The following is a 20952-nucleotide window of genomic DNA, read 5'->3' as shown; positions in this document are numbered from 1 at the left end:
ATTCCGCTCAATCGTGACAGTGGCGGTTTCCTAGCGGATTGGGCGGGGTGCGGCAAGGGCGAAGGGACTTGAAGCGTGAGCCGGAATCGAAGATCGAAGGGCAGCCCACCGAATTGCGGGACCGACCATGATCACTGAAGCGCTTCACTATCTCGCGACGCTGCCCGTTACCGGCAAGGCGAACCGCAGGTTCATCCGCTATTCTATCAATCTATGGTCCCGCGCCCGGCGCTGCAGCCGCGAATGGGCGACGCATGAGGAGAACAGCCGTACAGCTATCCTCTCCGCGATGGACGGCCTTCGTCAGAAACGCACCGCCCTCGTGCTCGGCTCCGGCCTGCTCCGCGACGTGCCGATTGACGCACTTTCGAAGAGTTTCGATACGGTCGTTCTTGTCGATCTCCTGCACGTTGCTTCGGTGCGCCTTTGGCTGCACGCGAAGGGCTACCGCAATGTCCGGCTGATCGAGCGCGATCTCTCCGGTTATGACGAAGTTGCGGCAGGGCAGAACGCCGACCCGCTCGGCTTCCTGCGGACTGTGCCCTATCTCGATTTCGTCGTCTCTGCGAACCTGCTCTCGCAGATCGGCCGCGGCGTGAAGCAGCGTATCGAGGCGGAGCAGCCGAACGGGATGCCGGACGACACCGTCGCGCGACTGCTCGGCGCTCATCTATCCGGCTTGGCTGCCCTACCCTGCCGAACTTGCCTCCTCACCGACGTCTCCTATGCCGTCATCGACCGCAACGGCAAAACCCACGAAGAAGCCGACCTCTTGCATCGCATTGCGCCGCCTGCAGCCCGGGCCAACTGGTCATGGCCGGTCGCACCGCTCGGCGAAGAAAGCGCCGACTACCAGATCATCCACAAGGTCATTGCCGCCTACTGAATTGCAGGCCACCGTCGATACAATCATGATTTATCGTATATTCTGCGGATGAGAATTGTCTGGGATGAGCCAAAACGGCTGGCAAATATCGACAAGCATGCTCTCGATTTTGCCGATCTTGATGGTGGGCAGAGGCTATTCCAAGCAGCACCGGGACGAGGTCTCCGACAATCCGAATGGACTGACGAGGACTTCAAGAAGGCTCGCCCGTTTGCCGAAGTCTTCCCTGAGCTTGCCGAGGGCATCCGCCGTTCGCGCGGGCGGCCGGGGGTCGAAAAAACCGAAGCGGCAGATCTCGCTGCGGCTCGATCCGGATATGATCGATGCCTTCAAGACGACCGGCAAGGGCTGGCAGGGCCGCATCAACGAGGCACTGCGCAAGGCGGCCAAGCTTTGAAATTCACACATGGGCCGCTTGGCTTCCCTGCCGGGCGTGCCTATCTTGGTGGCATGCGTGTCTTCGCCATCACGACGATGCTTTTCGGCTGGCTGTTCTACAGCGCGATGTCCGCCCTGGCGGGCTGCCCCATGTGCGCGTCGATGCAACAGCCTATCGTGGCCGAAACTCATCGCGATATGGGCGGTATGGACATGGCCGCTCATCAAAAGACTGACACGAGCGAGGATCCCTGCACAACAGGCGACGCAGCGCATATGGCCTTTTGCGCTGTATGTCTTATCGTACCGCCGCCGCTCATGATCGATACCAGCGCGAAACCTGTTTTCGCCTATCCTTCACCGGGCGTTGCGCATGCGCTCGCCGATCTTCGTCCTGCCCCGCACGCGCCGCCTCCCCGCCTCGTCTGACAATACGTTCCGTGTACCGAAGCGCGGTATCTGCCGCGCATCAGCACTCCTGTCAGACAGAGGAAGGAAGTCCCATGTCTTTGAAAATTATAGCCTTTACTGCAGCCTTCGCCTTCGCCGCCTCGGCGCTTGCCCAGGATAAGCCGATGCATATGAATATGCAGATGAACATGAGCAAGCCGACGGGCGACCAGGGGCCTTCAAGCCAGGCCTTTGCCGAGGCGAACGCCAAGATGCACGAGGATATGGCGATTGAAATGACCGGCGATGCCGATGCCGATTTCGTTCGCAGCATGATCCCGCATCATCAGGGTGCGATCGACATGGCAAAGATCGAGCTGCAGTACGGCAAGGATCCGAACATCCGCAAACTCGCCGAAGCGGTGATCAAGGCCCAGGAAGCGGAGATCGCAGACATGAACGCCTGGCTTAAGGCCCATGCGAAATAAGCTAACCGCCGAAGGCAACGGAAACGCCGATGCTTCACGCATCGGCGTTTCCGTTTTCTATTCTCAGGTGTTCGGCTCGAAGGGTTCCGGACGGCGGGCGGCACCTTGGCGGGTCAGCATCCAGCCTGGATATTCCGGTGCTAGCGCGCTGACCTCATCGAGCTTTTGCATGTCGCCGGCATCGAGCTTCAGCTTGACGGCGGCAAGGTTCTGGTCGAGCTGATTGATGCGTCTGGCGCCGATGATGACGCTGGTGACGAAGGGCTTGGCGAGAACATAGGCGAGTGCGACGGTCGCAACGCTGCTGCCGTGTTTTTCGGCGATCTCGCGCATGACGGCAACACAGGCCCAGGCTCTGTCCTTGTCCACCGGCGGGAAATCGAAACTGGCGCGGCGGCCTTCGCCGTTCCCAGGCGCGCCCGGGCCAAACTTCCCGGAGAGCAGTCCGCCGGCGAGCGGCGACCAGACCATCAGCCCGATCTTCTCCTCATTCATCAGCGGCACGATTTCGCGTTCGAGATCGCGGCCGGCGATGGAGTAGTAGGCCTGGACGGTCTCAAAGCGGGCAAAGCCGCGGCGTTCGGAAATGCCGAGCGCCTTGGCGATCCGCCATGCCTGCCAGTTGGAGACGCCGATATAGCGCACCAGACCGCGTGAGATGAGATCGTCGAGAGCACGCAACGTCTCGTCGATCGGCGTCACGGGATCGGTTGCATGGATCTGATAGAGATCGATGTGATCCGTCTGCAACCGCTTCAGGCTGGCTTCGACGGAATCCATGATGTGGCCACGCGACGCGCCGCGGTCGTTCGGCTTGTCGCCCATCACGCCGTAAACCTTGGTGGCGATGACGACGTCCTTGCGTGGGACGTCGAGGTTCTTCAGCGCTTGGCCGAGCAACCTTTCGGACTCGCCAGAGGAGTATACGTCAGCGGTATCGATGAAATTGACACCGGCTTGAAGCGAGCGCGCGACGATCTGATCCGCCGCCTTCTGGTCGACGTCGGCAATGGAGGCCCACATTGTGCCGCCGACCGCTTCGCCGAATGTCATGGTGCCGAGGCAGATTTCCGAGACGAAAAGCCCCGTATTTCCGAGTTGGTTGTATCGCATGGAGAAATTTCCTTGTGTCGGCCGCAGGGGGGCGCTTGCGGACTGCTGAACGATATTTTTTGGTTATTGGCCTGCACGTATCAGGCACAGCCGGGGCTGGCTGCAGGGTAGGCATTATTTACCTAATCCCGATTGTTTGCTTTTCAACGCCGCCGCAGCGTGCTGCGACGAAAAAGCAAAAGCCCTTGTCTCGACGCGGCCGCTCAATAGATTGCGGCTTCATGGGTTGCAGGAGCCTGAGATGAGCAAGCATGCGCTGACGACGATTGGCTTCGATGCCGATGACACGCTCTGGCAGAACGAACAATACTACCGGCTGACCGAAGAGCACTTCAGGGAATTGCTCGCCGATTTCGCCGAGGGTCCGAAGATTTCGGAACGCCTGCTGGAATCCGAAAAGCGCAACCTCAGCCACTATGGCTTTGGCATAAAAGGCTTCACGCTGTCGATGATCGAGACGGCGATCGAAATCACCGAAGGCAAAGTGCCGACGAGCGTGATCGCGCAAATTCTGGATACGGGCCGCGATCTTCTGTCCCATCCGGTCGAGACCATGCCGCATGTGCGCGAGACGCTGGAAGCGCTGGCCGGAAATTATTTGCTGGTACTGATCACCAAAGGCGACCTGTTCGACCAGGAACGCAAGCTCGCCCAATCCGGCCTCGGCGATTTCTTCGATGCCGTCGAGATCGTCTCAGAGAAGACCGCGGTCACCTATCGCCGGATTTTCTCGAAGGTCGGCGATGGACCGGAACGGGCGATGATGGTCGGCAATTCACTGAAATCCGACATCGTGCCGGCAATTGCCGCCGGCAGTTACGGCGTCTTCGTGCCACATGAGCTGACCTGGGTTCTCGAGCACGTCGACGAACCGAAGGATGCGCCGCGCTTTCGCAAGATCGCCCATCTCGGCGAGCTTCGCGGCCTGCTCGACGGATTACCCTGACCTATTCGCCGGTGCCGGATTTCGAAGGGGCGGGCGGAAAAAGCGAAGGGCGCTCAGGCTCTTGCGGGGTGGCGGGCTGCGGCTCGCCGGCTGGCTGAGGCTCGACGAGCAGGGTATAGGGCGCTCCAAGGCCACGGCGCGGCGAGGCCTTGGAATAATAAGGCCGCAGAAACCACGTGGTGTTTTCCTTTACGGTCACATCAAGCGTCGTGCCGTCCTCGTCGGTGCCGAAGAAGGCTTCGTCATCCGGCTTCGAAAGGTCGAAGATCGCAAGAAAGGCGAACTGGCTCTTGGTCGTGAAACTGATCTTCACGTGCTGGCCGGCGCGCACCGGCAGGGTATAGACATGGCTGTTGCCGAATTTGGTCCAGCCTTTGATCTGCATGGTAACGGCCGGAAACTGGAGCTTCTCCAGCTTCTCGCCGGGATCGAGCTGCGGCGCCTGGGCAAATGCCGCCGTAGCGGACAAAAGGACTGCCGCAACGGTTCCGATCCAAGCTTTCATGGGCGCAGCAATGCCGCGCGCATCGCCTCCACCTCGGCTCGGCAGAAGCAGCCTTCGATATGATCGTTGACGAGACCCATTGCCTGCATGAAGGCATAAACTGTGGTCGGACCGACAAAGGTCCAGCCGCGCTTCTTCAAATCCTTCGATATCCTGATAGAAACCGGCGTCGTTGGATTGGCCGCCACATGCTGGCGGTCAACACGGGTCGGACGTTCGTGAAGTTGCGGCTCATAGCTCCAGAAGTAATGCGCGAGCGAGCCGAATTCGGTCCGTAGCGCGATCGCGCGCCTGGCATTGTTGATCGTTGACACAATCTTGCCGCGGTGGCGGACGATTCCGGGGTCGGCGAGGCAGCGCTCGATATCCCGCTCGTCGAAGAGCGCGATCTTTTCGAAATCGAAGTCTGCGAAGGCGGCGCGGAAATTCTCGCGCTTGCGCAGAATCGTCAGCCAGGAGAGACCGGACTGAAAACCCTCGAGGCAGATTTTCTCGAAGAGCCGGATATCATCGGTCACGGGACGGCCCCATTCCTCATCATGATAACGCATGTAGTCGGGGAGATTGGCGTGCCAATGGCAGCGGCTCTTGCCGTCTTCGCCGGTGATAGTGCCCGATTCGCTCATTCTTCTCCGCAGCTCCTGCACTCGAAAATCGGGCTTTACCATTTGCCAACCTTCTTTCCAAACCGAACAGTAACCCTGACGAAAAGTTTATTCCGCCGGCCGGCTTCCAATGAATCGATCTTTACCATTCGCTCGCGGGATGGTGGCAGCATCCCAGCAGGCGGGAAATGCCGCCTTCATGCATTTTCGGCCATTTTGTAGAGAGCCCGTCCGATGATGAAATCCATCTTGATTGCCGCCGGCCTGATTGGCCTTCTTGCCTCACCGACGCTCGGCGACGATCGTTATGCGAGCCGCCCGCCCGTCGTTCTCAGCCCCGATCTCACCGCGCCGTGGCTCAACCAACTCGGCGGCGGTAGCGTCCGCCCTGTCGTCTATCAGCGCCCTGCCGTACAGCAGCGTGGCTTCGGCTTCTTCCAGCGCCGGTTCTTCCGCCGCGCACCGGCCGCGCAGCAGGTCGCGTCCGTTCATCCCGGAGTACCGGTGATCCGCCATCAGATCGAGCCGCAATATCTACCGCAGATGGTCGATTACCAGACCAAGGAAAGACCGGGGACGATCGTCATCGACACCAACAACCGCTTTCTCTATCTCGTGATGGCGAACGGCAAGGCGCGACGTTATGGCGTCGGCGTCGGCAAGCCGGGCTTCGAGTGGGCCGGCGTGCACAAGATCACCCGCAAATCGGAATGGCCGATTTGGACGCCACCTTCCGACATGATCAGCCGCGAAGCCGCGAAAGGGCATTACCTGCCCGCACGCATGGATGGCGGCCCGGAGAACCCGCTCGGCTCCCGCGCCATGTATCTCGGCTCGACGCTCTACCGTATCCACGGCACCAACGCGCCCTGGACGATCGGCAGCGCCGTTTCCTCCGGCTGCATCCGCCTGCGCAATGAAGACGTTGTCGACCTTTACGAACGCGTCACCGTGGGTACGCGCGTTATCGTCATGTAACGGCCGGAATTTAATTCCGCTCTGCAAGAACAGCCGGCCGGCACACTCAAAAATTGCTACAGTGGCGGCAACTGATCTTGAATCGGGCTGAAGTTCAGGTAGCTTCAGCCCGATCTTGCTTTTGAGGGGAATCAATCATGCTGAAAGTCGCCTCCGGCCTCATGGCCGCCGGCATTGCGTTTTCCGTTGCAATAACGCCCGCCGTTGCCCAACCGGCGCGCGATGCAGCGCCGGTCGTCCGCGTCGCGCAATCGAAGTTCGTCAAGCCGCAATATAAGCGCAAGCTCGTGCGGCTCGTAACCGACGAAGCACCCGGGACGATCATCGTCGATACCAACAACAAGTATCTCTACTTCGTCGAGTCGAAGAACCGCGCCACGCGCTACGGCATTGGGGTCGGCCGCGACGGCTTCGGCTGGTCGGGCGTCGTCAAGGTCGGCCGCAAGGCAGAATGGCCGAGCTGGACGCCGCCAGCCGAGATGCGTGTCCGCGAAGCCCGCAAGGGCCACATCATTCCGGCCTTCCAGGAGGGCGGCGAGGACAATCCGCTCGGTGCACGCGCCATGTATCTCTATAAGGGCGGCCGCGACACCATTTTTCGCATCCACGGCACCAATCAGCCCTGGACGATCGGCCTCAATATGTCTTCCGGCTGCATCCGCATGATGAACAACGACGTCATGCACCTTTATTCACGCGCTCCGGTCGGCACGAAGGTGATCGTCATCGGCCCCGGCAACAAGCAGGGCAACGTCGCGTTCCAGGACAGGGGCATCGACGTGCTGCGCACCGTCTTCGGTGGCGGCTGATACGTCGCTGATGACCTGATGACGAGGGCGGCTTTGCGCCGCCCTTTCATATCGACGTCAGGTGAAATTGTTACGGCCTGTTCAATCCAGCGCGGCTCACTTGGACCCGCAGCTGACCTTGCCGCTGGCGGTGAACGGCTTTCCGTCCCCGCTGATCATCAGTCCGTAGGTACCTGAAAAGTTCTTCCCGCGGCCTGCGGCCAGAATGACGAGGCTCAGCGACTGGTCTTTGGCGTCTTCGCCGCCATCATCGAAAATCTCGAGGCGGAGTTCACCGTCATGCGACCAGCGGTTCGTCAGTTTGCTGGAATCGAACACGCGTTTCCTGAAAGCCCCGGGAACCGAGGCGTTCTTGACCATCAGCGCGCCGCGGAAATGATTAAGCTTATGGCCTGCCTCGTCCTGGAAGCCGCTTTCGATCGTGAACCGGGCGCTATTATCGTCCGTCGAGCAAAAGAAGCGGCTGTCGGCGTGAGCGGCACCTGCCGCGCCAAGCAAACCTGCAAGCAAAGTGATTGTACGCCGCATAGCGCCGAACTCCGTGACCGGCCGAAAACCGGCCGGTCTCACGCTAGCGGAAAACCTCTTAATTTTTGCGGTATATCGCCACCATAGGCCCAATCAAGCAATTCAACCGTATGCAGAATTGGGATCGCCGTACCGGTGGCGATCTGCGTGATGCAGCCGATATTGCCGGTCGCGATCACATCCGGCTTCGTTACCTCGATATTCTTCACCTTGCGCGCCTTCAGTACCTCAGAGATATCCGGCTGCATGATGTTATAGGTTCCGGCTGAGCCGCAACAGAGATGACCTTCCGCCGGATCGCGCACCGTGAAGCCGGCCGCTTTCAGAAGCTGTTTCGGCGCCATGGTGATCTTCTGGCCGTGCTGCATGGAGCAGGCAGAATGATAGGCGACCGTCAGGCCCTTCGGCATAGTGGCAGGCAGGTCCAGCGAGGCCAGGTATTCCGTGACGTCCTTCGCCAGTGCCGAGATGCGCGCCGCCTTTTCTGCATAGGCGGGATCGAGGCGGAGCATATGGCCGTAGTCCTTAATCGTCGTGCCGCAGCCGGAGGCGGTGATGATGATTGCGTCCAGACCGCCCTTTTCGATCTCGCGCATCCAGACGTCGACATTCTCTCTTGCGCTTGCAAGCGCCTGCTCCTCGCGGCCCATGTGATGCACCAGCGAGCCGCAGCAGACCTCACCAAGAGGCGTCACGACCTCGATGCCGAAGCGCGTCAAAAGCCTGATCGCCGCTTCGTTGATGGCGGGATCGAGGACCGGCTGGGCGCAGCCGGTCAGGATCGCGACCCGGCCGCGCATTTCCACCTTCGGAGCATGGACCGCCGGCCGTGAGAAGGGCGACGGCGCTGGAATATGCCGCGGCGCAAGCGCCAGCATCGCGGCAAAGGGCTTCAAGGCCGGCGCACGCATCAGACCCTTGAGCGGTCTACCGACCTGCGCAAGCTTCAATGCCAAGCGGAAGCGGCCCGGATAGGGCAGCACCGCCGCCAGAATGCCGCGCGTGACCCGGTTCATGAACGGACGTTTATAGGTCTTCTCGATATGCGCGCGGGCATGATCGACGAGATGCATGTAGTCGACGCCGGATGGACAGGTCGTCACACAGGCAAGGCAGGAAAGACAGCGGTCGATATGCATGACCACTTCGGCATCCGCAGCCCGGCCGTTCTCCAGCATGTCCTTAATGAGATAGATGCGGCCACGCGGGCTGTCGAGCTCGTTGCCGAGCGTCACATAGGTGGGACAAGTCGCGGTACAGAAGCCGCAATGCACGCATTTGCGCAGGATCTTCTCGGATTCGGCAACGTGCGGATCGGTTAGCTGCTCGGCGGTGAAGTTGGTTTGCATCAGGCAACTCCCGGCCGTAGGGAGGCGTACCGCCCTCTGTCCTGCCGGACATCTCCCCCACAAGGGGGGAGATCGGATGAGGCGGGCTCATTGTCTTTCAGGGCACGCGGGTGCGGAAGTGGGGCAACCCGTCTTGTGCCGATCTCCCCCCTTGTGGGGGAGATGTCCCATAGGGACAGAGGGGGGTGCTGCCACGATCGGATAACGGCCATCATATCACCCCATCTTTCCCGGATTGAGTATTCCCGCGGGATCGAATTTCTCCTTCACCCGCGCCGAAAGCTGCGCGACGGCTTCAGGCTGCGGCTGGAACGCCGACACGGCAGCGCGCGCCGTGTCACTTGCCCGGATCAGCGTGACATGGCCGCCTCCGAGCACCTTGACGAAGCGGCGGCTCAGCTCCGCCTCCGGATCGGCCTCCATTCGCATCCAGACCAAGCCGCCCTGCCAGTCGTAAAACGCATCGACGCCGACTTCGAGGCGGAGGGCGGCGACGAGCTGATGGCCGATAGTCGGGGCGACGGACGCGCGCCAGACCGGACGCATCGTTCCATCAGCATAAGGAAGCACATCGCGGATTTCGCGCCAGAGCTGGCGGCTGGCGAACTCACCCAATCTCGCGACCGTGCCGAAGGCCGACATCGCCGAGGCCAGCTTTTCAGCCCGCGCTTCGACGGAGCCAGGCAGACCTTCGATCCTGAGAACGGTCGCCTCGCCCTCCGGCAGCTTGCCGCCAAGGAATTTCCAGGTAACGGTCAAGGGAAGGTGAGCAGCCCCTGAGACCTCGACTGGCTGCGCCATCGCCGCGGCCATCGCCCCCGCCGCTTCCGCGTCGTTGAGGCTGGAGATGACGATCGTCTCTTCTGTTTTCGGCCGCGGCGGCACGCGGAAGGTGACTTCCGTCAATAGACCGAGCGTGCCGTGCGAGCCGGTGAGAAGCTTGACGAGATCGAGGCCGGTGACGTTCTTCATCACCCGTCCTCCCGCCTTGACGATCTCGCCCTTGCCGTTGACGAAGCGGATGCCGAGCAGGCTGTCGCGTGCGGCGCCCGCGACGAAGCGGCGAGGACCGGAGACGTTGGCGGCAAAGACGCCGCCGATGGTCGGCTCACCGGACGTGCCCATGACTGGGCGGTGGTCCATCGCCTCGAAAGCCAGCATCTGGCCGTTTCCCGCAAGCGCCGCCTCGACCTCCGCAAGGCGCGTTCCGGCACGCGCGGTCATGACCATCTCGCCGGGATTGTATGAGACGATCCCGGTCAGACCAGTCGAGCACAACCGGTCCTCCGCCTTCACGGCATTGCCGAAGCCCGAGCGCGTGTTGCCGCCACATACGGCAAGCGCCCTGCCCGCGGTCGCGTGTTCACGGATGATCGAGGCTGCGTCCTCTTCCGTCTCCGGCAGAAAATCGGTCATGTGGCGCCGCGTCCGTCTAGCGGAAAGACCTTGGATGGATTGAGCAGCCAGCCGGGATCGAAGGCGGCGCGCACCGCCATCTGCTGGGAGAGATCCACGTCGGAGAATTGATGCCGCATCAGATCGCGCTTCTCTATACCGACGCCATGTTCGCCCGTGAGACAGCCGCCGGCATCGACGCAGAGCTTCAGGATGTCGTTGCCCGCGGCCTCCGCGCGCGCTGCGTCTTCCGGATCGTTGGCATTGAAAAGGATCAAAGGGTGCATGTTGCCATCGCCGGCGTGAAAGACGTTTGCGACGCGCAGGCCGTAGGAATCGACAATCTCCGACGTCTTTTTCAGCACGTAGGAAAGCTGACTGAGCGGCACCGTGCCATCCATGCAGATATAGTCCGCGACCCGGCCCGTGGCCCCGAATGCGGACTTGCGGCCCTTCCATATCTGCGCCGCCTCCGTCGCTGACTGGCTTTCGCGGATGGTCTTTACGCCATGGCGGCGGGCAATCTCGACGATGCTTTTCAGCGTGTCGTCCATTTCCGCCTCCGAGCCCTCGACCTCGACGATCAGCAGCGCGCCGGCATCGAGTGGGTACCCCGCATGGGCAAAGGCCTCGCATATCTCGATCGCCGGCTTATCCATGAACTCGATCGCCACGGGGATGATGCCCGCCGCGATGATATCGGCAACACAGGAGCCTGCCTCCTCGGACGTATCGAAACCGAAGAGCACCGGCCGTGCGCCCTCGGGCTTGGCGATCAGACGGACCGTCGCTTCGGTGACGATGCCGAGTTGGCCCTCGTGGCCGCAGACCAACCCCAGCAGGTCGTAACCTCCGGCATCCAGCGCCTTGCCACCGAGCTCGATGACGGTTCCATCCGTCAGCACCATCTTCACGCCGAGCAGGTTGTTGGTCGTGACGCCGTATTTCAGGCAGTGCGCGCCGCCGGAGTTCATGCCAATGTTGCCGCCGATGGTACAGGCCAATTGCGAACTGGGATCGGGTGCATAGAAGAAGCCGTCCGCGGAGACGGATTCTGAGATGTTGAGGTTGGTGACACCTGCTTGGACGACGGCCGCGCGGTTTTGATAATCGACCTCCAGAATGCGATTCATCTTCGAAAGGCCTATCACGACCGCATCCTCCTGCGGGATGGCGCCGCCCGAGAGCGACGTGCCTGCCCCGCGCGGCACGACCGGAATGCCGTAGCGATGGCAATATTTCATCACGGCCGCGACTTCGGCGGTGGTGCGCGGCAAGGCGACGGCAAGCGGCATACGGCGATAGGCAACGAATGCGTCGGTTTCGAAGGGCACGAGTTCGCGCGCTTCATGAACGAGACATTCGGGCGGCAGCAGGTCGACGAGATCGCCGACGATCTGGCGGCGGCGAGCGAGCACATCGGCACGTGGAGCGAGAAAAGAGATGGCGTCGGACATGGCGCGCTTCCTTCGGACGAATGGCGGCGAAACCGGCGCGTCCTCCACGACAACCGGCCCGTTCGGCTTAGCACTTTCCCGAAACTGGCGCAAATGCTAGGCATTTATGCCAAAAGGGAAAAAGTCTAAAACCAATATGACAAATCTGGGTGATCTCGAGATATTTGCCAAGGTCGTTTCGACCGGCAGCATGTCGCTTGCCGGGCGTGTGCTCGGCTTTTCGCCGGCCGTTGTGTCGAAGCGTATCAAACGGCTGGAAGACAGGCTCGGCACACGGCTCTTGCAACGCACCACCCGGCAGATTTCGCTGACGGAGGCCGGCCAGGGTTTCTATGATCGCGTGCTCGGCATCCTCGCCGGTCTGGAGGAAGCGGAATATTACATCTCCGGCCGCTCGGCGCTGATGCACGGCACATTGAAGATCTCGGCACCAACCTCGTTCGGCCGCATGCATATCGCGCCGCATCTCAAGACATTCATGGACGCGCATCCGGAGCTTTCGATCAACCTCGTGTTGACGGATGAATTCAGCGATATCGTCGGCGGCGGTTTCGACCTTGCAATCCGCATTGCCGAGCTTACCGATTCGAGCCTCGTCGCCAGACGGCTTGCGCCGGTCCGGCGCCTACTCTGTGCTGCACCCTCCTATCTCGAAGCGCATGGGATGCTGCAAAGCATTGAGGACCTGAAGAACCATCGCTGCCTGCCCGCACATAACAACGATGCCTGGCGGCTCGAAGGTCCAGGCGGCGCGATGACCCTGCGGCCGGAGGGCATGCTTGTTACCAATTCGAGCGAGGTGATCCGCGAGGCGGTGATTGCCGGGCTGGGCATCGCGCTGCGCTCCACCTGGGATATCGGCGAGGAACTCAAGAGCGGCAAGCTCGTGCAGGTGCTGCCGCCCTATGAAGGATCGCGCAACGTGGCGCTGTCTGCGGTCTATCCCAGCCGGCAGTTTTTGCCGGCCAAGGTTCGCCTCTTCATCGACTATCTGGCCGAGCTCTATGGCCCGGTTCCCTACTGGGAACTTTAGGCAACAGATGAGAGTTGAGCAGTGGAAGACGCATAGCCACCATATCTTGAAAGAATCCGGAGGAACAATTGCCCCCGGCATTGAATGAGACGTCAGCCGGGAGCATATTGAACACCTGTGCAACGACGGAATCAGGACATGATTCGGCGGGATTCCAAAGCGTAGCGGTCATGAATTTCCTTATTTGGAAATCAATCGTGTTCCGCACCGTCGAACGGCGTATGGATCGCGCAAGTTTTCCATGCGATGATTATATTAGTGATTCATGAGGTAGACTCAAAAAAGGTGACCCGACAATTGACGATCCTAGCCCGACTGGCTTCCGATGTGCAGCTGATGTTCCGGCGCCCGCCGCGCCTGCAATATGCCGCGCTCTGCTACCGGGTAAAGAAGAAGGTCAATGCCGTCGAGGTCCTGTTGATGACGAGCCGCGATACGGGCCGCTGGGTCATTCCCAAGGGCTGGCCGATGAGCGGCAAGTGCTCCTATGAGGTCGCAGCCCGGGAGGCCTTTGAAGAAGGGGGCGTCCGCGGCGCTGTCGAGCACGAGCCGCTCGGCTCCTACACCTATCCGAAGGTACTGAAGGACGGGCTGAAGGTGACCTGCAAGGTTCAGGTCTATGTGCTCGAAGTCGCCGATATCGCCAAAAACTTCAAGGAAAAAGGCGAGCGCAAGATCGAGTGGGTCTCCTGCGACGAGGCAGTCAAGCGCGTCAACGAGCCCGAGCTTCGAGATCTCTTCCTGCTCTTCAAGAGTAAAATGGCTGAGCGGCTTCAGGCAAGCTTACCCAAGCAGATTCCGGCGGAATGATTCCTGCCATCTTGCGCTGCTAGAAATAACGGCGCTAATGCAGGCTTCGACCAAGGAACAGCATGCCCAGCCGCACTCCCGTTTTAACGAAACGAACGCTCGACAAGGACCTCGACAAGATCACCCATGCCGAGGATGCGGCGAAGTTCGTCTCGCGGAAGCTGGTGGCGCCGGGCCTCGGCCTAATCTTCCTTGGCTTGGCCATGCTTTTTGCGGGCGTTTACGTCTTCGACCGGCCAGGTGCCGTTCTCATCATTGCAGCCGCCGCGCTCGGGGCCTACATGGCCATGAACATCGGCGCGAACGACGTGACGAACAATGTCGGCGCTGCCGTCGGCGCGCGTGCCATGACGATGGCGCAGGCGCTTGTCATTGCGGCCATCTTCGAAGTCCTCGGCGCGACGATTGCCGGTGGAGCGGTGGTCAGGACGATCTCGTCGAGCATCGTCGATGCCGTGCAGGTGCCGGAAGGGCGGCTTGCCTGGATCATGATGGCGGCATTGATGGCCGCCGCGCTCTGGATCAATCTTGCGACATGGCTGAATGCGCCGGTCTCTACCACGCATGCGATCGTCGGCGCAGTGATCGGCGCCGGAATTGCCGCTGTCGGGCCTCAGCCCGTCAACTGGCAGGTCATGATAGAGATTTCCTCCAGCTGGATGACCTCGCCCCTGATCGGCGGTGTGATCGCCGCCGGCCTGCTTTTCCTCGTCAAGACCTTTATTATCTACCAGGACGACAAGGTCGCCGCAGCGCGGCGCTGGGTTCCAGTGCTGATCGCCATGATGGCAGGCGGTTTCACAGCCTACATGGTATTGCAGCTTGCATCTCCGGGCCGATTTTCGGCGCTAACTATCCTTGCATTGGGGCTACTTGTTTGTTTCGTTGCCTGGATTGCAGCAATGCCGATCGTCGCACGGCAATCGCAAGGCCTCGAAAACCGCAACAGTTCGCTGCGCATTCTCTTCAAATTCCCGCTGATCGGCTCTGCGGCGCTGCTTTCCTTCGCGCACGGCGCCAACGACGTTTCGAACGCCATCGGCCCCCTTTCGGCGATCGTGCGCGCAACGAGCGATCTTTCGGTGATCGGGGAAAGCAGCGCGCCGCTCTGGGTGATGCTGATCGGTGCCCTTGGTATTTCCGTCGGCCTGCTGCTTTTCGGCCCTCGCCTCATCCATCTCGTTGGCGAGCAGATCACCAAGCTCAATCCGATGCGGGCCTATTGTGTCGCGCTCTCGACGGCCTTTACCGTCATCGTCGCTTCTTGGTTCGGGCTGCCGGTCAGCACGACGCATATCGCGGTCGGCGCGGTCTTCGGCGTCGGTTTCTTCCGCGAATGGTACACGCGCAATTCCAAGCGCCGTATCGAATACATGCACCGCAAGGCTGAGGCCTGGGCGATCGATGAACCGGAAGATCCGAACGTTCATGAGGCGCGCCGCCGCTATCTGGTGCGGCGTTCGCATTTCATGACCATTATTGCCGCCTGGATCATCACTGTTCCGGCTTCGGGCGCGCTTGCGGCGTTGCTCTATTGGGTTATGTTCGCCCTTTTCGTTTGATCGGGATTATTTGAGATGCGCGCCAATTTCCGCATGCAGCGGCTTTTCGTCGATGCTTCCTTGTCGCCGGGCGCCGCTGTGGAGGCTAGTTCCGACCAGTACAATTATCTCGCCAATGTGCTGCGCATGACGGACGGCGCCGAAATTCTGGTGTTCAACGGCCGAGACGGAGAGTGGAAGGCAAGCCTTTCCTTTCCGACCCGCAAGCGCATCGTGCTGATGCCGACCGAGCAGACCCGGCCGCAGCCGGCACCGTCCGACCTGCACTACCTCTTTGCGCCGCTGAAGGTCGGCCGCCTGGATTACCTCGTGCAGAAGGCGGTCGAGATGGGCGCAGGCGTGCTGCGGCCGGTCATGACGCAACATGTTCAGGGCAAGATCACCAATCTCGACAAGCTGAAGGCCAACGCCGTCGAGGCCGCAGAGCAATGCGGCATCCTCGCCATCCCGGAAATCACCGAGCCGGTGAAGCTCTTCGACCTGCTCGACAACTGGCCGAGGGAGCGGCGGATCGTCTACTGCGACGAGGGCGATACCGGGCAGAACCCGCTGCCGCTGCTTTCAAAGATCAAAGAACGGCAGCTTGCGCTTCTCGTCGGGCCGGAAGGCGGCTTCTCGGAGGAGGAGCGTAACCGGCTGCGCGGTTTGGATTTCGTGACGGCCATCCCGCTCGGGCCGCGTATCCTGCGCGCCGACACGGCTGCGGTCGCGGCCATGGCGGTGATCCAGGCGGCGGTCGGCGACTGGAATTAACCTTCAAATCAGGCTCCGTTGAAACAGCCTGCTATTTTTTTGATGCGTCGTTGAAAGAATTTCACTTGCAACATACGTGAGAGCGGCACTAATCACCCTTCCAATTGTCCGGGCTACCGGGCGTTCCCCAGAATACAGGTTACGTTGAATGGCTCGCGATACTACAGACCAGACGCCGATTTCTTCGGTGCAGGAGCTGACCGATTATATCGCCGCGGGGAACAAGCCGAGCGAGAAATTCCGCATCGGCACCGAGCATGAGAAGTTCGCCTTCTTTCGGGCGGGCAACAACCCGGTTCCCTATGCCGGCGAAGCCAGTATCTCAGCTCTTTTGAAGGGCCTGCAGGCGAAGAACGGCTGGGAGCCGATCATGGACGGCGACAATATCATCGGCCTTTCCGAGCAGCACGGCATGGGCGCGATCTCGATCGAGCCGGGCGGCCAGTTCGAGCTTTCCGGCGCGCCGCTGGAAACGATCCACGAGACCTGCAGGGAATCCAATTCGCACCTCGCGACGCTGCGCGAAATCGCCGAACCGATGGGCATCCGCTTCCTGGGCATCGGCGGCAGCCCGAAATGGACGCTCGCCGAAACGCCGCGCATGCCAAAATCCCGCTACGATATCATGACCCGCTACATGCCGAAGGTTGGCACCAAGGGTCTCGACATGATGTACCGCACTTGCACGATCCAGGTGAACCTCGACTTCTCCTCCGAAGCCGACATGCAGAAGAAGATGCGCGTGTCGATGAAGCTTCAGTCGTTGGCAACCGCGCTCTTTGCCTCCTCGCCCTTCACAGAAGGCAAGCCGAACGGGCTGCTTTCCTGGCGCGGCGACATTTGGCGAGACACCGACAACCAGCGCTCCGGTCTACTCGATTTCACCTTCCGCGACGACTTCGGCTTCCATCACTATATGGAATGGGCGCTCGACGTGCCGATGTATTTCATTGTCCGCGACGGCCACTATCACGACTGTACTCACGTCACGTTCCGCCAGTTCATGAACGGCGCGCTGAAGGGCGAGGTTGCCGCTTGGGAGCCGACGATGGGCGACTGGACGAACCACCTTTCGACGCTCTTCCCCGATGTTCGCCTGAAGCGCTTCCTCGAGATGCGCGGTGCAGACGGCGGCCCGTGGCGCCGCATCTGTGCCCTGCCGGCCTTCTGGGTGGGCCTGCTTTACGACGAAGCGGCGCTCGATGCGGCCGACCAACTGACGAGGGACTGGACTTTTGCCGAAGTCAATGTGCTTCGCGAGGCCGTTCCGGCAGCGGGCCTGAGGGCCGAATTCCGCGGCCATGCCCTTTATGAGACCGCCCGCGAGGTCATCGGCATTTCGAAGGCAGGTCTGAAGTCGCGCAACCGGCTGAACAAGGAAGGCCAGGACGAGAGCATCTTCCTGTCGCCGCTCGATGAGGTGATGGCGAAGAAAGCCACGCTCGCGGAGGACCTGCTGGCGCGTTACAACGGCCGCTGGCAGCACTCCGTCGAGACGGTCTTCGAGGAATATCAGTACTGAAGCCTTCGGCAAAAAGCCGTTTGCGCATTCCCATTTCCGTTTATAGTGGCGATTCACAAGCACTACCAAGCGGGGGAGGACTGTCATGCTGCCACTCTTCGACATGATGATGCAGGCACAGAATGGCGCGGCGATGGATGCCATCTCCAAGCAGTTCAATCTTGCCCAAGAACAGGCAACCAAGGCGATGGCGGCGCTCATGCCCGCCTTTTCCGCCGGGCTGAAACGCAGCACGAGCAATCCCTATGACTTCATGGGCCTGATGCAGGCGGTCGCGTCCGGCAACTATGCCAAATATTTCGAAGATATGACGAAGGCCTTCACGCCGGAGGGCATCTCCGACGGTAACAATGTCCTCGGCCAGCTTTTCGGCTCCAAGGAGGTCTCGCGCGCCGTCGCCGCACAAGCCGCGCAGATGACCGGCATCGGCCAGGAGATCTACAAGCAGATGCTGCCGGTGATAGCTGATACGCTGATGGGCGGGATCTTCAAGCAAACAACCGGACAGATGGCCTCGCCCGTCAACCCCTTCGTCAATACCGCGATGGGCGAGACGATCCAGAAATGGCTGGAAAGCACCGGTTTTGCGCCGAAACCGAAAACGGCACCCGAGCCGAGCATCTTCGACAATCCGTTCACGCAGGCCATGCAGCTGATGTTCAGCACGCAGCGGCCGGAATCCAAGAAGGCTCCCGCCAATCCGTTCCTCGACAATCCTTTCGCCAAGGCCTTTCAGGACATGATGGGCGGCCTCAACCAGCCGGCGGCGCAAAAGGCGTCGGAGCCGCCGAGGGAAGAGGCCAAGGAACAGGCGGAGAACTATGTGAATATGCTCAACACCATGTTCGACAGCGGCCTGGAAGTGCAGAAGAATTATCAGAAAAGCATGGAAGCTATTTTCGACTCCTATCTACCTAAGAAGGGCCAACCTTCCCCCAAAACATAAAAAAACCCGGAGACGGCTTGGGAAAGCCGGTCACCGGGTCAAGGGGCAGGGCTATTGGCTATCACCCTGCGGGGAAAACTGGCCGCTCCTAATCGACGCAGGAGCGGAATATCGCGAGGCGCCAGCGGCGGCGCGCCGAGTTCGTCAGATGTGCCGACGGGTCCTCGACGAAGGTCGACGTCAACAGTGCGGCGGTGACGTCGGCCCGTGTCAGGCCGATATCCCGCAACTGATTGTCATCGAGATCATTCAGGCCATTGATCGCTCTGCGATTGCGGAATGAGCGAAAGAGAGCCGTCAGCGGCGCAAGGGTTCCGCCGAGACGTTGGGAAAACGTCGCAGGCTGCCTGGCACAGTCGAGTTCTACTGTCTGGTCAATCATGCGCATCGAACTCTCCTTTCTTTCGGGCGCAACAGCCCGCCCCTCCCGCGAGGTCTGAGCGGGAAGAAGGAGGGCTGAAACCTAGGCGGGACAGCAGGGTGTCTGTCCGTCACTTTGCTTGATTTGCATCCCGAAGATGCCAAAGACCTATTGATCAGTCCAACGAATGTTTCTAATGATTATTATCAGAGATCGTTATAGGTGAGCCCATGTCCGCGCCTCTTGATACTGACCAGTTGCAGACTTTCATTGCCATCATAGATTCCGGCAGCTTTACCAAGGCCGCGGATCGCGTCTACAAGACGCAATCCGCCGTCTCGATGCAGATGCGCCGCCTGGAAGAGCGGCTCGGCAAGCAGCTCTTCATCAAGGACGGCCGCGGCAACCGGCTGACGGTCGAGGGCGAGAAGCTTCTGAATTACGCTCGCCGTATCATCCGCCTCAACAACGAGGCGATCGCTGCTTTCGACGACAACCGCCTCGAAGGCATGCTGCGCATCGGTACGCCGGACGACTACGCCGACCGCTATATGCCGGAGATCATCGGCCGTTTCGCCAAGACCCATCCGAATGTCGAGCTTTACATCGTCTGCGAGCCTTCGGTGGATCTGGCCGAGCGCATGCACAAGGGCGAGCTCGACATCGCGCTGGTAACGCATAACCCGCGGGAACGCATGTCCGATGTCGTCAGAACCGAACCGCTCTGCTGGGTCGGCTCCGCCAACCACCCGATCCGCGACGACGCGCCGGTGCCGCTCGCTGTCGGCCGCCGCGATTGCCAGTGGCGGCAGCTCGCCTGCTCGGCGCTCGATGCCGTGGGCCGCGAGCACCAGATTCTCTTCACAAGCTGGTCATGCACAGTGGTTGCCGCTGCCGTGCTTGCCGGCATGGCGGTTTCGGTGATGCCAGAATCGGCATTACGGACCGGCATGAAGGTGCTGAGCCAGGCTGATGGCTTCCCTGCCCTACCGCCGGTGCAGATCGGCATCATGAAGCGCCCGGGAGTTTCTATCTCGCTGATGAATGCGATCACGGCGCATATCACCGCCTGCCTCGACAACATCACGCCTGCGGTGGTCGACGACAATCTGGAGCCGGATGTGAAGACGGGTTATGCGCGGCAGTATCCGCGCCTCAAGGCCGCCAATATGGTGCCGAGCTGGTAGGCTTCAGGCTGCCTCGGCAAAAAGCGAAGCGCGGATGACGCGCTTCCATTCGTCCAGCATCCTTTTTGCCAGCTTTTCTTCGCTCTTGACCGCGAGGCGGATCGACGCGCCGATCAGGTGGCTGAAGAGGTAAGTGCGCGCCTGCATGTCGACCTCCGGCATCTCCGGGGCGATGCGTTTTATCGCCGCGAGGAAGATATCGGCCACGCGATTGCTGTGGTCGATATTGAGCTGCAGAAGGTCCTGGTCGGTCTCCGTTCCCATCCAGACACCGAGATAGGTGGGATCGTTGCGGTATTCATCATAGTACCAGTCGATCATCACCGAGATCAGATCCAGTGCTTCATCGAGGGACTGGACGTTGGCAAACATGGCAGCCGTTTTCGCCTGGACTGCGGCCGCATGCCGGTCGAAGAGCGCTTTGACGATCGCCGCCTTTTCCGGGAAGTACTGGTAGACTGAACCGATCGGAACCTTGGCGGCGGCGGCAAGCTCGGTCATGCGCATGGCGCTGACGCCCTTTTGGGCGATCAGCTCTGCGGCAGCGGCAAGGATCAGATCGAGTCTCTGGATGCTGCGTTCCTGCTTCGGCTTCCGGCGGAGGCCGATGCGATCCATACCCTGCGCGCTCATATCGCTCCCACAATTTATCGTTGAGCGGCGGCAGATGACTCAAGCCGACGCATCCGAGCGATATGGCACGCAGGCATTCATGCGCCGTAAATCGAAAAGCTTGCATTTTAACGGATGCCGGAAGCATGTGAAAATCGGGGCGATTTGCCCCGATTTGGTCAGTCAAAGCTGTGAATCAGTTATTCGGCAGCCGGCCATCGGACATGAAATCCTCCTTACGGAAATGAGTTTTGAAACCCTCTGCGAGTTCCAACGGCATTGTTCTCCCATTGACATTCGATAATTTCCAATTCGTATTTAATGAAGGTATCAATCGGA

The 20952-nt window shown here is 60.5% G+C and carries 23 protein-coding genes and 1 pseudogene; 15 read left to right on the top strand and 9 right to left on the bottom strand.

The features are described from left to right. Positions 1-127 precede the first annotated feature (127 nt). From N2599_RS02050 to copM, 5 genes and pseudogenes are all read left to right on the top strand, one after another. Positions 128-886 (top strand): hypothetical protein, encoded by a 759-nt coding sequence (locus tag N2599_RS02050; RefSeq protein WP_027510004.1) that lies wholly within the window; start codon positions 128-130, stop codon positions 884-886. A gap of 48 nt (positions 887-934) precedes the next feature. Further along, positions 935-1006, top strand: a pseudogene (locus tag N2599_RS38185) (BrnT family toxin); the annotation flags it as partial. Continuing rightward, entirely contained in the window at positions 984-1283 is a 300-nt protein-coding gene (locus N2599_RS02045) for a BrnA antitoxin family protein (RefSeq protein ID WP_311319501.1), read from the top strand. The pseudogene N2599_RS38185 and the gene N2599_RS02045, both read left to right, overlap by 23 nt. Further along, the gene (locus N2599_RS02040; RefSeq protein WP_446250280.1) at positions 1280-1693 is read left to right on the top strand and encodes a hypothetical protein; all 414 of its coding nucleotides are present in this window, start codon (positions 1280-1282) and stop codon (positions 1691-1693) included. Before N2599_RS02045 ends, N2599_RS02040 begins: the two co-directional genes overlap by 4 nt. Positions 1694-1767: 74 nt before the next feature. Continuing rightward, a complete protein-coding gene (gene copM / locus N2599_RS02035; protein ID WP_027510002.1) occupies positions 1768-2142 on the top strand; it encodes a CopM family metallochaperone in 375 nt (124 codons plus the stop codon). A gap of 63 nt (positions 2143-2205) precedes the next feature. Here copM and N2599_RS02030 read toward each other — a convergent pair whose 3' ends face one another. Further along, complete coding sequence (locus N2599_RS02030) at positions 2206-3255, bottom strand: aldo/keto reductase (protein WP_027510001.1); 1050 nt, start codon at positions 3253-3255, stop codon at positions 2206-2208. Positions 3256-3496: 241 nt separating this feature from the next. Between N2599_RS02030 and N2599_RS02025 the strand changes: the two genes are divergently transcribed. After that, positions 3497-4201, top strand: coding sequence for an HAD family hydrolase (locus tag N2599_RS02025; protein WP_027510000.1), 705 nt, complete (start codon positions 3497-3499; stop codon positions 4199-4201). A 1-nt stretch (position 4202) separates the two neighbouring features. Here N2599_RS02025 and N2599_RS02020 read toward each other — a convergent pair whose 3' ends face one another. Continuing rightward, the gene (locus N2599_RS02020) at positions 4203-4706 is read right to left on the bottom strand and encodes a hypothetical protein (protein WP_027509999.1); all 504 of its coding nucleotides are present in this window, start codon (positions 4704-4706) and stop codon (positions 4203-4205) included. Continuing rightward, a complete protein-coding gene (locus tag N2599_RS02015) occupies positions 4703-5332 on the bottom strand; it encodes a DNA-3-methyladenine glycosylase I (protein WP_027509998.1) in 630 nt (209 codons plus the stop codon). The genes N2599_RS02020 and N2599_RS02015 overlap by 4 nt, the downstream gene beginning before the upstream one ends. A gap of 213 nt (positions 5333-5545) precedes the next feature. Between N2599_RS02015 and N2599_RS02010 the strand changes: the two genes are divergently transcribed. Continuing rightward, positions 5546-6289 (top strand): L,D-transpeptidase, encoded by a 744-nt coding sequence (locus N2599_RS02010; RefSeq protein WP_027509997.1) that lies wholly within the window; start codon positions 5546-5548, stop codon positions 6287-6289. 137 nt (positions 6290-6426) lie between these two features. Further along, positions 6427-7098 carry a L,D-transpeptidase gene (locus N2599_RS02005; RefSeq protein ID WP_027509996.1) on the top strand — a complete coding sequence of 224 codons (672 nt, stop codon included), beginning with the start codon at positions 6427-6429 and terminating at the stop codon, positions 7096-7098. Between the two features lie 96 nt (positions 7099-7194). Here N2599_RS02005 and N2599_RS02000 read toward each other — a convergent pair whose 3' ends face one another. The 4 genes from N2599_RS02000 to N2599_RS01985 all read right to left on the bottom strand — a co-directional run bounded on the left by N2599_RS02000 (position 7195) and on the right by N2599_RS01985 (position 11827). After that, positions 7195-7626, bottom strand: coding sequence for a hypothetical protein (locus N2599_RS02000; RefSeq protein WP_027509995.1), 432 nt, complete (start codon positions 7624-7626; stop codon positions 7195-7197). A gap of 38 nt (positions 7627-7664) precedes the next feature. Further along, on the bottom strand, positions 7665-8975 hold the full coding sequence (glcF, locus tag N2599_RS01995; RefSeq protein WP_027509994.1) for a glycolate oxidase subunit GlcF: 1311 nt from the start codon (positions 8973-8975) through the stop codon (positions 7665-7667). A gap of 216 nt (positions 8976-9191) precedes the next feature. Further along, positions 9192-10391 carry an FAD-binding protein gene (locus tag N2599_RS01990; protein WP_027509993.1) on the bottom strand — a complete coding sequence of 400 codons (1200 nt, stop codon included), beginning with the start codon at positions 10389-10391 and terminating at the stop codon, positions 9192-9194. Next, on the bottom strand, positions 10388-11827 hold the full coding sequence (locus N2599_RS01985; protein ID WP_027509992.1) for an FAD-linked oxidase C-terminal domain-containing protein: 1440 nt from the start codon (positions 11825-11827) through the stop codon (positions 10388-10390). The genes N2599_RS01990 and N2599_RS01985 overlap by 4 nt, the downstream gene beginning before the upstream one ends. 136 nt (positions 11828-11963) lie before the next feature. Here N2599_RS01985 and N2599_RS01980 point away from each other — a divergent pair, with 136 nt between their 5' ends. The 6 genes from N2599_RS01980 to N2599_RS01955 all read left to right on the top strand — a co-directional run bounded on the left by N2599_RS01980 (position 11964) and on the right by N2599_RS01955 (position 18453). Next, positions 11964-12860 (top strand): LysR family transcriptional regulator, encoded by an 897-nt coding sequence (locus N2599_RS01980; RefSeq protein ID WP_027509991.1) that lies wholly within the window; start codon positions 11964-11966, stop codon positions 12858-12860. A gap of 297 nt (positions 12861-13157) precedes the next feature. After that, positions 13158-13670 (top strand): NUDIX hydrolase, encoded by a 513-nt coding sequence (locus N2599_RS01975; RefSeq protein WP_027509990.1) that lies wholly within the window; start codon positions 13158-13160, stop codon positions 13668-13670. Between the two features lie 62 nt (positions 13671-13732). Next, positions 13733-15232 carry an inorganic phosphate transporter gene (locus N2599_RS01970; protein WP_027509989.1) on the top strand — a complete coding sequence of 500 codons (1500 nt, stop codon included), beginning with the start codon at positions 13733-13735 and terminating at the stop codon, positions 15230-15232. 15 nt (positions 15233-15247) lie between these two features. Then, entirely contained in the window at positions 15248-15985 is a 738-nt protein-coding gene (locus tag N2599_RS01965) for a 16S rRNA (uracil(1498)-N(3))-methyltransferase (RefSeq protein ID WP_027509988.1), read from the top strand. Positions 15986-16133: 148 nt separating this feature from the next. After that, positions 16134-17507, top strand: a complete 1374-nt coding sequence (locus tag N2599_RS01960; RefSeq protein WP_027509987.1) for a glutamate--cysteine ligase — start codon at positions 16134-16136, stop codon at positions 17505-17507. Between the two features lie 85 nt (positions 17508-17592). After that, a complete protein-coding gene (locus tag N2599_RS01955; RefSeq protein WP_027509986.1) occupies positions 17593-18453 on the top strand; it encodes a DUF937 domain-containing protein in 861 nt (286 codons plus the stop codon). An 88-nt stretch (positions 18454-18541) separates the two neighbouring features. Here the strand turns inward: N2599_RS01955 and N2599_RS01950 are convergent, their stop codons facing one another. Beyond that, positions 18542-18841, bottom strand: a complete 300-nt coding sequence (locus tag N2599_RS01950; protein WP_027509985.1) for a DUF1127 domain-containing protein — start codon at positions 18839-18841, stop codon at positions 18542-18544. Between the two features lie 203 nt (positions 18842-19044). Between N2599_RS01950 and N2599_RS01945 the strand changes: the two genes are divergently transcribed. Beyond that, entirely contained in the window at positions 19045-20001 is a 957-nt protein-coding gene (locus tag N2599_RS01945) for a LysR substrate-binding domain-containing protein (RefSeq protein WP_037141876.1), read from the top strand. A 3-nt stretch (positions 20002-20004) separates the two neighbouring features. On the opposite strand, the gene N2599_RS01940 is transcribed toward N2599_RS01945, so the two are convergent. Then, entirely contained in the window at positions 20005-20634 is a 630-nt protein-coding gene (locus N2599_RS01940) for a TetR family transcriptional regulator (protein WP_027509983.1), read from the bottom strand. Positions 20635-20952 lie beyond the last annotated feature (318 nt).

Origin of the sequence: Rhizobium sullae (assembly GCF_025200715.1) — a bacterium.
GTDB classification, from domain to species: domain Bacteria; phylum Pseudomonadota; class Alphaproteobacteria; order Rhizobiales; family Rhizobiaceae; genus Rhizobium; species Rhizobium sullae.
The sequence above is the reverse complement of the archived record's forward strand: the minus strand, read 5'-3'. Positions and strand labels throughout refer to the sequence as shown.

What these genes read in the sequence shown, in the direction of transcription:
- N2599_RS02050 (WP_027510004.1), top strand. Translation starts at nt 128, where the DNA reads ATGATCACTGAAGCGCTTCACTATCTCGCGACGCTGCCCGTTACCGGC.
- N2599_RS02045 (WP_311319501.1), top strand. Translation starts at nt 984, where the DNA reads ATGCTCTCGATTTTGCCGATCTTGATGGTGGGCAGAGGCTATTCCAAG.
- copM (WP_027510002.1), top strand. Translation starts at nt 1,768, where the DNA reads ATGTCTTTGAAAATTATAGCCTTTACTGCAGCCTTCGCCTTCGCCGCC.
- N2599_RS02030 (WP_027510001.1), bottom strand. Translation starts at nt 3,255, where the DNA reads ATGCGATACAACCAACTCGGAAATACGGGGCTTTTCGTCTCGGAAATC.
- N2599_RS02025 (WP_027510000.1), top strand. Translation starts at nt 3,497, where the DNA reads ATGAGCAAGCATGCGCTGACGACGATTGGCTTCGATGCCGATGACACG.
- N2599_RS02020 (WP_027509999.1), bottom strand. Translation starts at nt 4,706, where the DNA reads ATGAAAGCTTGGATCGGAACCGTTGCGGCAGTCCTTTTGTCCGCTACG.
- N2599_RS02015 (WP_027509998.1), bottom strand. Translation starts at nt 5,332, where the DNA reads ATGAGCGAATCGGGCACTATCACCGGCGAAGACGGCAAGAGCCGCTGC.
- N2599_RS02010 (WP_027509997.1), top strand. Translation starts at nt 5,546, where the DNA reads ATGATGAAATCCATCTTGATTGCCGCCGGCCTGATTGGCCTTCTTGCC.
- N2599_RS02005 (WP_027509996.1), top strand. Translation starts at nt 6,427, where the DNA reads ATGCTGAAAGTCGCCTCCGGCCTCATGGCCGCCGGCATTGCGTTTTCC.
- N2599_RS02000 (WP_027509995.1), bottom strand. Translation starts at nt 7,626, where the DNA reads ATGCGGCGTACAATCACTTTGCTTGCAGGTTTGCTTGGCGCGGCAGGT.
- glcF (WP_027509994.1), bottom strand. Translation starts at nt 8,975, where the DNA reads ATGCAAACCAACTTCACCGCCGAGCAGCTAACCGATCCGCACGTTGCC.
- N2599_RS01990 (WP_027509993.1), bottom strand. Translation starts at nt 10,391, where the DNA reads ATGACCGATTTTCTGCCGGAGACGGAAGAGGACGCAGCCTCGATCATC.
- N2599_RS01985 (WP_027509992.1), bottom strand. Translation starts at nt 11,827, where the DNA reads ATGTCCGACGCCATCTCTTTTCTCGCTCCACGTGCCGATGTGCTCGCT.
- N2599_RS01980 (WP_027509991.1), top strand. Translation starts at nt 11,964, where the DNA reads ATGACAAATCTGGGTGATCTCGAGATATTTGCCAAGGTCGTTTCGACC.
- N2599_RS01970 (WP_027509989.1), top strand. Translation starts at nt 13,733, where the DNA reads ATGCCCAGCCGCACTCCCGTTTTAACGAAACGAACGCTCGACAAGGAC.
- N2599_RS01965 (WP_027509988.1), top strand. Translation starts at nt 15,248, where the DNA reads ATGCGCGCCAATTTCCGCATGCAGCGGCTTTTCGTCGATGCTTCCTTG.
- N2599_RS01960 (WP_027509987.1), top strand. Translation starts at nt 16,134, where the DNA reads ATGGCTCGCGATACTACAGACCAGACGCCGATTTCTTCGGTGCAGGAG.
- N2599_RS01955 (WP_027509986.1), top strand. Translation starts at nt 17,593, where the DNA reads ATGCTGCCACTCTTCGACATGATGATGCAGGCACAGAATGGCGCGGCG.
- N2599_RS01950 (WP_027509985.1), bottom strand. Translation starts at nt 18,841, where the DNA reads ATGCGCATGATTGACCAGACAGTAGAACTCGACTGTGCCAGGCAGCCT.
- N2599_RS01945 (WP_037141876.1), top strand. Translation starts at nt 19,045, where the DNA reads ATGTCCGCGCCTCTTGATACTGACCAGTTGCAGACTTTCATTGCCATC.
- N2599_RS01940 (WP_027509983.1), bottom strand. Translation starts at nt 20,634, where the DNA reads ATGAGCGCGCAGGGTATGGATCGCATCGGCCTCCGCCGGAAGCCGAAG.